General features: G+C 62.1%; 1 protein-coding gene. It reads left to right on the top strand.

Features of this window, described 5'->3' with window-relative positions:
• Window positions 1–275: 275 nt before the first annotated feature.
• Window positions 276–12773, top strand: a complete 12498-nt coding sequence (locus R8871_RS02540) for a filamentous haemagglutinin family protein (RefSeq protein WP_175049953.1) — start codon at window positions 276–278, stop codon at window positions 12771–12773.
• The last annotated feature ends 18 nt before the right edge of the window (window positions 12774–12791 follow it).

Raw genomic sequence — 12791 nt, 5'->3', positions numbered from 1 at the left:
CATTTAACCCATTGTCAATTGTCCTGATCATCGTAAATATCGCTGCCACGCAGCATCCCTATGCTCCCGTGGATCAATGCGGCCGTGCGTGCCGCATGCGGGGGGGCCGTTTCGGGGACAAGCGCTGAGCGTTGCGCTGTACTGACGGTCGTCAAGTCAAGAGTGCTCAGGAATAGACAATGAAAGCTAGCGTGCCCAATCATCGTTCACGTTCATCACGCGCGCGCGAAGCATCGCGTATTGCCCTGCGGCCAATCTGCCAGGCAATTGCGATCATGATCGCGACCGGCGCGGCGGCAAATGCGCATGCGGCAGGGATGGTGAATCTTGGACAACTGGGCGCGCGCATGGCCGCCGGCGGCAACGCCGCGGCGGGCGGCGCGGGTGTGCCGAACCTGGGTGTGTCGCCGCAGCAGGCGCTGCAGGCAAGCAAGCCGTCCATTCAGAATCTGGGTCGCGCCGCGTCCGTGATTGCCGCGCAAGTCGCCGCGCAACAGGCGGCTGCGGCGGCTGGCGCTGCGGGCAATGTGCCGAACGGTCTGGGTGCCGGCGGCCTGCAGGTTGCGCCGGGCGTGAGCTTTGTGAAGGACGGCAACGGCAACCTGATCAGTCAGAACACCGATACCTCTAATCCGGTGCTGTGGATCAATGCGAACGGGCCGCAGCAGAGTGTCGACAGCAGCGGTCATGTCAATGTCGATGTGAAGCAGACCGGCCAGAATGCGGTGGTGACGTGGCAGACCATGAACGTGGGCAAACAGACCACGCTCAACTTCGACCAGTCGAGTGGCGCGCAAACCAATGGCGCGAACAACTGGGTCGTGCTGAACCGCATTAACGATCCGAGCGGCCTGCCGAGCCAGATTCTAGGCAACGTCAAGGCGCAAGGCTCGGTGTATGTGATCAACCGTAACGGCATTCTGTTCGGCGCGGGTTCGCAGGTGAACGTGCATTCGTTGATGGCGTCGTCGCTGGATTTTCTGAACACGAACAACCATCTGATTCAGACGCCTGCCGATATCGCACAGAGCAACGTGTTGTTTTTGCAGCAGTCGGGCGGGCTGGCGGGACTGGAGGCTGGGCAATCCAACCCGCAGGCGAGCGGCTCTAGAAGCCCGAACGAAGTACTGGGGCTTGGCAATACAGTTACCGATCCCACCGCGGGTCAGTATCAAACGCCTGGCGCCGTGATGATCGCGCCTGGCGCGTCGATTTCAACAGCCACGAACGGCACGGCCAGCGACGGCGGCTTCGTGCTGGTGGCGGCACCCAGTGTGACCAACGCCGGCAGCATCACGGCGACGGGCGGGCAGGTGATACTTGCCGCAGGCGTCGGCGTGGGATTGACGCCGAACCCGACTAACCCCCAGGTGCTGCTGCCTGAATTGACCGGGGCGCTGCGAGTACCGACCACCAACGGCAACTCGGTCGACGTCACGCCGGTAGGCAGCCTGGTGAACACCGGTATCGTGCAGGCGGCGCGCGGCAACGTTACGCTGCTTGGCAGCAGCGTCGCGCAGAACGGGGTGGTGGGAACGACGACGAGCGTCAGCCAGCCGGGCAGCATCACCATTTCGACCGTCGACGAATACAGTGCGAACACGCCCACCGGGACCGCTTACACCGGTCCCGGTGTATTGCTGGTGCAGACGGGACCCAATGGCGACCCCACGAACCGCGCGGGTCAACTGACATTCGGTAACGGCTCGCTCACCACGGTCCTGCCCGACACCGATGGCGCGACCGCTACCTCCAGCCCGGGCACGACCTTCACGCCGGGCAGCATCGCGATGAAGGCGGGGTCGGTCTGGTTGCAGTCCGGTTCATTGATCGAAGCGCCCGGATCGACAGTGTCGATCACGGCGCTTACGCCAAAAGTGGCGGGAGACAGACAGCCTGCCGGAGATACGTCGGTCCCGGGCCGCATCTATCTCGACACGGGCGCAATCATCGACGTCTCGGGTCTCGCGAATGTCGAATTGCCGATCTCGTCCACGCTGGTCACCGTGCCGCGGATCGGTCAGAACGAGCTGGCTGATTCGCCCTTGCTGCGCAACAGCTTCCTGTTCGGTTTAAAGAACGTAGTGTTCGACAGCACACTGTCCGGCACCAATGCCGACGGATTGCAATGGGTCGGCAGTCCGATCCTGAATCTGTCCGGTTACGTGAGCCTGATTCCTCGTTCGGTCGATCAACTGCTGACCAATGGCGGCACGATCGATCTGGCCGGCGCCCAGGTGATGACGGCGTCCGGCTCGTCGATGAACCTGAACGGCGGGTATGTCCATTACGACGGCGGCATTCTCAATACCACGCGCCTCGTCGATGCGAACGGCGCCATCGTGCCGATTGGCCAGGCGAATCCGTTGGATACGTATGTGGGCGTCGCGGGGCAGTTCGTCGAGCGTCATCCGCGCTGGAACGTCACAAATACCTGGAGCAACCCGCTGCTCACCGGTGGGGCGTATCAGGCGGATTACATCGTCGGCGGCAATGCGGGCACGCTCAACGTGTTCGCCTCCGACGCGATGGTGCTCAACGGCGATATCAGCGCGCAGGCGTTCGGCGGCTCGAAGCAGGTGCAAGGCAATGCGCAGCCGACGGGTGGGGCGTTTACACTCGGCGTGGTCGGGGCTCAGGCGACCCAAGGGGCGGTGCTCTCGTCGACGACCGGCGAATCGGGTACGGTCATCCTTCAAGGCAGTGCTCCGTCGCTGGACAGTCTCACGCCCGGCTTTTCGAACGACACGCCGCTCAATACGGCCGCGCTAGCCACACTCGCCAGCACCGATCCGAACAATGTGCTTGCCACAAAGGTGGTGCCGGTCGACACGTTGAGCAACGGTGGATTCGCGAAAGTCAGCGTCGCGGAAGATAGCACCGGCGGCAAGGGTATCGTCGTGGCGCAGGGCGCGCAACTGAAGGTGCAGCCCGGTGGCTCGATTACGCTGAACAGCCCGGCGCAGGGCAGCACGGTCAATGTGCTGGGGGAACTGGTTGCGCCGGCCGGTACGATTACGATTTCCAGCAGCGGCAACATCGTCGTTGGCCCCGATGCGCTGATCAGCGCTGCAGGGCAGTGGGTTAACAACGATACCCAAAGCGCACCCGGCACCACATCGGGCAACAGCCAGTTCATCAACGGCGGGAGCATTACGCTATCGACGGTGGAGACGAGCGCGCGGTCTGGCTCGAACTCGAATCCGAGCTTCACCGATGTAACCGGCTCAATCGACCTGCAGCAAGGCAGCGTGCTCGACGTGTCGAGCGGCGGCGAAATGCTGGCTAATGGCCAGATGCTGATGCAGAACGGCATCGCGCGGGGGCGCGGCGGCAACGTGTCGTTGCTGACCTACACGGGCACGCAGTTCGGCACACCCGGGACGCTGCTGACGCTACCCGGCTCGCAGCCCACGACGGGCAGCATCGCGATGGACGGCACGATCAAAAGCGAGGGTTTCTCGGGCGGTGGGACGTTGACGCTGCAGGCATTGGGCTTCCAGGTGGGAGGTGACCCAACGGCGGCGCCCGCGTGGGATCTGTTTTTGCCGGCGAACTTCTTTTCGCAGCAGGGCTTCGGCAAGTACGTGCTGAATGCCTTCTATGACGCCACGATCGAGCCGGGCACGACCGTGGCGCTTACGCAGTTGAACCGCGTACCCAACACGGTTGCCTTGCAGCAGGCCGTGAGCGGCGCGGATCTCGGAGCGAACGGTTTGACCACGCTGAGCGTGCTGGATCCGTTCCATCGTCAACCGACCAGTTTGGTGATGACTGCCGGCAGTTATCTGTCCTGGCAGAGCCCATCCAACGTGCTGCCCAGCTACACGGACACGGGCGTGACCGGTGCGGTAACAGTCGGCGAGGGTGCTTCGATTCATGCGGACGCCGGCGCGAGCGTCGGTCTGGGTTCGCCTGCGCAGGTCACGGTTCTCGGATCGATCATTGCCCCGGGCGGCACGATTACGCTGAGCGGCGATACGTTTTCCGGGTCGCCGTATGTGCAGAGTGGCCAGCTTGCAAACAGCAATGACGTTTCGCCGACCAAGTCTGTCTGGCTCGGCGCGGATGCGCTGCTCGACGTGTCCGGCGTCGCCTTGATCAATCCGCTTGCTGCACCGGTCAAGACCGGACTTGCAACGACAGTACCGACTACCGGCAAGGTGCTCGCGGGTGGATCGGTCAACATCTCGAACGACTCCGGTGTGATCGTCGCGCAGGCAGGGTCGACCATCAACGTCTCGGGTGCGTCGGCGACCTTCGACGAACCGTTGGCGTCAGGGGTGTACGCGCCGCAGAGCGTCTGGAGCGATGCAGGCTCGATCACGCTGGTTGGGTCCAGTGCGCTGTACTTCGATGGCACGCTGAAGGCGCAGCCGGGTGCAGCGCAGGCGCAAGGCGGGACGCTGACGCTGCTCGCACAACAGCAGCCGGTCAACAACGCCAGTCAGCCGGGCGGCGGGCCTAAATTCACGGCGCCGGGCGCGTCCCTGATAGCGCTGCAACAAAGCGGCACGCTTGTGCCGGCCGGCCTGGCTCCAGGGCAGGAATTCGACGGGACGCCAAGCGGCGTGCTGCAGTTCTCCGTGGATCGTCTGGAGGGTTCAGGGATTTCCACGCTGGCGCTGGGCAATTCAAGCAGCGGAACTGCACCCGTACCGGTCGCGTTCGTCGGCAATGTGGATTTGAGTTTGGGCCGTGCCGTATCGATCGCATCGGGTCAGATCGTGGCGCTAAGCAGCGATCAGCTCGCTGCACTCGTCTCGTCCGATTCGACCAAACGCTCGACGCTTGCGTCGGTGCTTGCCAAAGGCACCCAGACAATCGGCGCGCCGACGGTCACGATCGACGCCCCCTATGTGTCGATCGGCGCATCCTTAACCGGGACGGCCAGCCAAACGAATCTGACGCCCGTCAAAGCACTTGCGGACGGTACGCTCAACGTCAACGCATCGTTCATCGATCTGGAAAACCAGTTCCAGCTCAACAACTTCGGGCAAGCCAATTTCACGAGCAGCGGCGATATCCGCATGAGTTCGACCAATGCGAGTAATGCAAGCGGCTCGCCGAACGCACTTCAAGCCGGCGAACTGTACACCGCCGGTAACTTGACTTTCAAAGCGGCGGATATCTATCCCTCTACAGGCAGCACATTCATTATCGACGCGGTTGGACCGAATGATCCATCAACCGGCAAACCGGTGCCGACCACGATTACGTTCCTCCCCAACGGCACGTCTGGCGTACCGCTGTCGGCCGGCGGCAGTCTCATTGTCGACGCGAACCAGATTGTGCAATCGGGGACGGTGCGTGCGCCTTCAGGCTCGCTGGTGTTCGGCGTCGGCGACCCGACCAACACGACGACCGTCACGCAGTTCAACGGCCTTCCGATTGTGGCGACAGACTCGGTCACGCTCGGCAATGGCAGCGTAACGTCGGTTTCCAATGACGGTGCGATCATTCCGTTCGGCACGACCGTCGACGGCGTGGAGTGGCAGTTCAACCCAATCGCAAGCCTTAGCGCCGCGCCCGACCTGACCGCGCCGCCTGCAAAGTTCATCGGCGTGAATGGCAGCAAGGTCGCGCTCAACCCGGGCGCGTCGATCGACCTCTCTGGCGGTGGCGACCTGCAAGCTGCCGAGTGGGTGCCGGGCACCGGCGGCAGCCGCGATGTCCTGTCGCAATACAACGTGAGCTACGCGAGCACGGCGAGCGGTGTTGCGTTGCCGGTGAACGCCAATGCCGGCAATGTCTATGCGATCCTGCCGGGCGCGCAGTCGCCGGTCGCCGCGTACGACCCGATGTTCGCGCAGAGCCTGCAACCGTCGACGAATGCGAACGGCACGGTGAGCACCACGACGCTCAGCGCGGGCGTCGGTCAGGCAGCCCTCAACAGTGCAGTGGGTCAATCCGTTTATCTGTCCGGCGTGCCGGGATTGGCGGTGGGTGTCTATACGCTGCTGCCGGGCAAATACGCCACCTTGCCGGGCGCCTACCGGGTGACGCTTGCGAGCGCGAGCGGAGCCGTTACGCCGAACGCCGCGCAGATTCTTCCCGACGGCACGGCGATGGTGGCCGGCTATTCCGTTGATGCGCTCAGCGGCGCACGCAGCGCCACGCCTACGCTGTTCGATGTGCAATCGGGTAAGGTGTGGCAGCAGTATTCGCAATACACGCTGACCGGCGCGAATCAGTTTTTCCCGCAGCTTGCGAGCAGTGCCGGCAAGGTAACCCCGCTGCTGCCGGTGGACGGCGGCCAGTTGGCGCTTGCCGCAATCAACGCGCTGACGCTCGGCGCGGCATTGAACACGGCGGCAGGAACGGGCGGCGCGCCAGCCGAAGTCGACATCGCGTCGAAGGACATTCAGATCACCGGTAACGGCGGCCCCGCGCTGGCGGGCTATCTACAGATCGGCGCTAGCGATCTCGATTCGCTGAACGCGGGCAGTCTGCTGATCGGCGGCACGCGGGCCCAGACCAGCGGTGGCATCACGATTACACCGATCGCCGACAGCGTGGTGGTGTCGAACAACGCGTCGAGCGCGTTGAGTGGACCTGAAGTACTGCTCGTGACGAAGACCGACCCAACCGGCACGGACCCGAACGCGGCGAACGGCTTGCGCGTGGACGCGGGCAGCGTGATTACCGCGAGCGGCAATTATCCGGCGGCGAAAGACGTGCCGATCACGATCGGCCAACTCGCCAACAGTGCTACGAGCACGCCTGCCATTTCCGGCGACGGGGCGCTGCTGCGCGTCTCGAACGGCGCGTCCGTGACGGTCTCGCGGTTCGATACGTCCGGCACCGGGGTGTTGACCGTCGGCGCCGGCGCGACGCTCACCGGTGGGCAGTCGTTGACGCTTGATTCGTCGGGCGATCTGAAAGTCGACCCGACCGTGCAACTGTCGGGCAAGGCAATCACTGCTGCCGGTTCTTCCATCACGTTCACCAATGCAACTGGAGCTGCCGCCGCGAACCTGCCTGGCTTCGTGATTGGCGCGGCCGGTCTTGCGCAACTCGCAAACGCGCAGCAACTCACGCTGCGCAGTCTCGGGGCGATGAACTTTGTCGGCGATATCAATGCGACGTTCGGCAATAACGTCGACCTGAGCGCGGGTACGTTCGATAGCAATGGTGGCTCGGTCACGCTCAATGGCGCGACCATAGCGTTCACGAATGAAGCGGGCGCGCCGGTTCCGAGCGGTGTGAGCGGCAGCGGCACGCTGACCGTCAACGCGAAGGAGATCGACCTCGGTACGGGCAACAAGACCGTGTCCGGCTTTGGCAACGTGACGATGAACGCGACGGGCGGCATCGTCGGACAGAACACCGGCACATTCGATTTCGGCGCGCTGCCGGTTACGCTCAACGCGCCGGTCTATCTTGCGGATACCAGTTCCGCGTCTACCGTGAAGACGAGCGGTGCGCTGACAATCAATGGCGCAGCAGGCACGGCGCTGACGAACACGCCGTTGGGTGGCGCGTGGAGCTTCATTGGCGGCACGGTTAACGACAACGCGAAAATTGCTGCGCCTGCAGGAAACGTGAGTCTCGAAGCGACCAGCGGTGATCTGACTATTGGCAGCAGCGCGACGGTCAGTTCAGCGGGTGTCTCGAAGGCGTTCTTCGATGTCACCGAATACGCGCCCGCCGGGGCGATCACGCTTACGGCCGATACTGGATCGGTGAACGTGCTGAGCGGCTCCACGCTCGACTTCTCAGGTGCGAGCGGTGGTGGAGCAGCGGGCAGTCTTACGCTGTCGGCGCCGCAGCAGGTGGTCAATCTGAATGGCACGCTGAAAGGCGGCGCGGCGACGGGTTTCGCAGGTGGCTCATTCTCGCTCGACACTGGCGGCGCGGTGAATCTCGACAGTCTTGCGCACACGCTGGCATCGAGCGGTGTGAATAGCGCGATTTCAGTGCAGGCGGGCGCGGGCAATCTGACCTTGTCGGCGGGGAATACGCTGACCGCGCATCAGGTGGCGTTGACGGCGGATGGCGGGGCGGGTGGACAAGATCCGAACAACGGCAATGTGCAGATTCTCGGTACGATCAATGCAGCGGGTGTTGCCGGCGGGCAGATCGGTCTGTATGGAAAGAGCGGAGTGGATGTCGAAGGCTCGCTCATTGCGACTGGTTCGAGCGCGACGCAACGCGGCGGCACCATCGTCATCGACACAACCGGTACGCCGGGCAGCACAGTCACGGTGAACCCGACTTACGGCTACGAGAATATTTCCGCGGCGAATTCCGGTGTCATCAAGTTCGGCAACAACGCGGTGATTGATGTCACGGGCGGTACGGCGGGTGGGTTGTCAGGTGGCACTGTGAGCTTCCGTGCGCCGTTGCTGGATAACGGCGGCGTGAATGTGACGCTGGCACCGGGCGTGCAGATCAAGGATGCGCGCAGCGTCAATCTGGAAGCGTACGCGGTGTGGAGCACCACTGATCCGAGTACGGGTGCCAAGCATTTCGACGGCATTGTCGATCCGGCGGGATGGTATGGCGATAGCGTCGCGGGAGCGGGGCAACCGGGCATGGTTGCGGGTACGTGGACGGATCAGAGTGGCACCGTGCTGGCCGCGCCGACGAGCGCGCAGCAACTGAAAACCTATCTGACAAACGACTTTTTCACACCGACGACGGCCAATGCCGATCACCAGAGCTTCTATGGCTATGTCGGTGGCGATGCGACCGCCGCAGTGCCTGGTACCTTGATGAGCTTCGTCGAGAATGGCCTGACGGGTGTCGCGGCCCAGTTCGCCACGACCAATGTGGCGAACTTCCATGTCGTGCCTGGCATTGAACTCGACAACCCGAGTACGGCAATCAACAACGGCGATATCTCCGTGTTGACGAACTGGAATCTGGGCGCGGGCGCATCGCCGACGAATCTGGCGTTCCGCTTCAATGGGCAGGCGCCGGATATTACGTTCCGGGCGGTGCACGATGTGCAGGTGAATGCGAGTTTGACGGATGGGTTCTTTCAGATCGCGAATCCGGTGACCGCCGGCCAATCGTTTAGCGTCTACGCACCCAACCGTACGGATTTCGCCACAGTATCCAACAACTACAGCACCGAGACCGCCGGCCCCTACAACAATACGCTTGCCTACTACGGCGTCAACGGCCCAAACCCGCAATACGCCGGTGTCGATACCGCACCGGTTCAACTTACAAGCGGCGATCCGGAGCAGATAAAAGAATACTATGCGCTGTACGCGGCTTATGCGGACTTCATCCTCGCGCCCGCAAAGATATCCGGTATCGGGTCAGCGACGAGCATTAACGCAGCTTACATCGCTTCGAGAATACACATTTCCGGTTCGGCAGTTCCTGCCCCGGCACCGCCGTCGGCAGCGGATCAGGCAGCCAATCCGGCGCTGTATCTCGCTTATCTATCGAAATACGAGTCCTATCTGGACGCAAACTGGAGTTCTTTCTCACCGCTCACCCCACCGGCTGCTCCCATCCCGCAGCCCGTTGCTTTGATTACGGGTGGCACACCGGCCAGCGGCGGCGGTGGATCGATTGTCAGTGTCACTATTCCTGGCGTGACCGACAACACGCCGTCGCCGATTGCTAATTCCGCCAATCCGTTGCCACTGGCAGCGGCATCGGTCAACGGCGGATCGAGCACGTCGTTCCGGGTAGTGTCCGGCGCCGATCTCGCCAGCGCTGATCCATTGTCAGTGCAGGCTGCGTCCATTTTCAAAACAGGTGGCGGCGGTGACGTGACGCTCGATGGCCATTTTGCCTATGTCGATACGAACAACGTGGCACTGCTCGCTCCGACGATGATCCGCACCGGCACCGGTTCGATCGATATTGCCGCGGGCAACAACTTCGCATTGCTTGACTCGACCGCGCCGGGCGTTATCTACACGGCAGGCGCACCGGCGGTGGGAACAACGATCGGCAATACAGCAACGATTGTGAAGGGAAATACTTCACAAGCTCTTCCGGACATTCTGGTGAGCCCCACGGTCAACCCCGACTCTGCAGGCGACATTTCCATTCACGCTCAGGGCGATATCACCGGCATTGAAAACGCGACTGATGCGACCGGCTCAGTCACTGGGGTGGTGGGTGCGAACATCAGTCAATTCTGGTGGCAATGGATGCAAATTACGGGCAACCCGACGGTAACGCAGAATAGCCAGACCGGCGGCTCTAATTTCACGCAGATTAATCAGACGTCAATCGACTTTGGCGCCTTCGGCCAGGGCGTGATGAGCGTAGGCGGCAATGTCTCCGTGAGCTCGGGAGGCAACATTACCGATCTCGCTGTATCGCTGCCGACCACATGGTATTTGAACAGCAGCAACGTACCCGTCACAGTGGGCGGCGGGAATCTGACCGTGACAGCGGGCGGCAACATTTTGAGCGGTGACTACTTTGTCGCGAAAGGCACGGGCACCATTACGGCAGGCGGTGCGATCGGGTCCGATGGAGCTGTCTATACGCAATTTAGCGTGAACAACGTTGGGACCGGACGCCCCGTCAACGTGCCCATTGCTCCGGTTTCAACGCTGCTGGCGACACAGGACGGCACGCTCGACGTGAGCGCGCGGCAAGGTGCCGATATTGGTGGCGTGTTGGATCCGTCGTACGTCACAGGCGGCGCACTGGTGAACACTTATCACCAACACACCGACCGGCAGTCTTATTCTTCAACTTCCGCAGTTGACATATCGTCGACGACCGGGGATGTCGCGCTAGGCACGCTTAGCTCGATTGGCCTGATCGGCGGCGGGGGCGGTGCCATCGACCTCTCCTATGTATTGCCCGCATCGGTCAATCTGACAGCATTCAGCGGCGGGATTACGATTGCTTCAGGCGGCGCGCTATTCCCGTCCGCATCAGGCAATCTGAATCTGCTCGCCGATCAGTCGATTAACGTATCGAATCAATTTGCGTTCCTGTCCGGCAGGTTGGCCGCATTTGGCATGCTCGATCTCGATCCCTCGCTGATGCCGTCGCCGATCAACCAGACGGCGTCGGTGCCTGGTCTAACGGGGCAGACAAGTTTGAGCAGCACCGCTCACGCACTGACTCCGCTGCACGCCGACGATAACCAACTGGCCCATATCTACAGCGTGAACGGCAGCATTGTCGATGGCGTGCTGGAGCCGGCCGGTGCGACAAACGCAGGATTCTACGACCAGAATGTGAGCGTCGTAATCGACAAACCCGCACTGATCCAGGCCGGCCAGGACATCGTGAATCTGGCGTTTCTGGGGCAAAATCTGCGGTCGTCCGACTTCACCCGGATTGTCGCGGGGCGTGATATCTATGACACGCCGCTATCTAGACTCAATTCCGTCCTCCCGAGCCTGGTGCTTGGTGGCCCTGGTACTTTCGACGTCGAAGCGGGCCGAAACATCGGGCCGCTATCTAATCAGCAGCAAGCCTTTATTGCATCCGGCAGAAACGACGGATTTACCCCAGATCCGACCGGTATCGATGCAGTCGGCAACGCCAATAATCCGAACCTTCCGCACGAAAGCGCAAACGTACAGGTATTGTTCGGCGTCGGCCCGGGCATCGACATTGCGCAGTTCATCTCGGCATACATCGATCCAGCGAGCGGGAACGTCAGCAACATCGAGGGCCTCGGGGCCACCGGGATCGCGTTCATGCAGCAGTATGACGCGGGGCTTGCGGTCGATACCGGACTCACAAAAGACAAGCAGGCCGCGCTCCAGAGCGTGAGCGGACTCACGGGCAGCGAGGCATGGGCGCAGTTCAAGGCGTTGCCGTCGTATGTCCAGCAGCAGTTCGTCGAGCAGGTGTTCTTCAAGATCCTGACGGACGTCGGCAACGACTACAACAACCCGGCGAGCCGGTTCTACCAGCAGTACGCGCGCGGCTACCAGGCAATCAACACGCTGTTTCCGGCGTCGCTAGGCTACACGGCGAACAATCTCGGCGGAGGCGCCAACGGGGCGAACACGCTCGTGAAGACCGGCAACCTGGACATTCGCAGCACGACTATCCAGACGCAGCAGGGCGGCAATGTAACGATCCTTGGGCCAGGAGGCGAGGCATTGGTAGGCAGCGTGTCGGCCCCGCCTGCCATCGTCAATAGCACGGGGCAGGTACTTGCCGGTCCCAGCACGCAGGGCATCCTGACGCTGGAAAAAGGCGACGTCAACATCTTCACCGACGAAAGCATTCTCCTTGCCCAAAGCCGGATTTTCACCGAGCAGGGTGGCAACATGACCATCTGGAGTTCGAATGGTGACATCAATGCAGGTAAGGGGTCCAAATCGGTGGCGGACGTGCCGGCGCCGAATTACGTGTGCGACGTGAATCACTATTGCACGGTGGACGCACGGGGCGAGGTGACCGGCGCGGGTATCGCGACACTGCAAACCATACCGGGCGTGCCGGTGGGCGATGCCACGCTGGTTGCGCCGCGCGGCACGGTGGATGCCGGCGATGCGGGGATTCGCGTCTCGGGTACCCTGAACGTCGCGGCGCTGCATGTCGCGAATGCGGACAACATTCAGGCGCAACAATCGTTCGGTGTGCCGGTGGGCCAGTCGGTCAATGCCGGCGTATTAACGTCGGCGAGTTCGACTGCATCGGCGGCGAACCAGATGGCGCAGGATCTGGCGAAGAACAATGCGTCCGGTGGGGCAGGGCGGCGCTGGGTGATATCTGTGGAAGTGGAGGGCTTCGGTGATAACTCGAACTCCTTAGACTCGGATGACTCGGATGACTCAGACGATTCGAAGAAGAAACGGAAGCCGGGGGCCAAAAAATAGATGGCTATTGCGGTGGCG

The organism is Paraburkholderia sediminicola (assembly GCF_902859805.1).
GTDB lineage: Bacteria > Pseudomonadota > Gammaproteobacteria > Burkholderiales > Burkholderiaceae > Paraburkholderia > Paraburkholderia sediminicola.
The sequence above is the reverse complement of the archived record's forward strand: the minus strand, read 5'-3'. Positions and strand labels throughout refer to the sequence as shown.

Excerpts from the sequence above, each read along its gene's own strand:
- R8871_RS02540 (WP_175049953.1), top strand. The coding sequence starts at position 276 with ATGATCGCGACCGGCGCGGCGGCAAATGCGCATGCGGCAGGGATGGTG.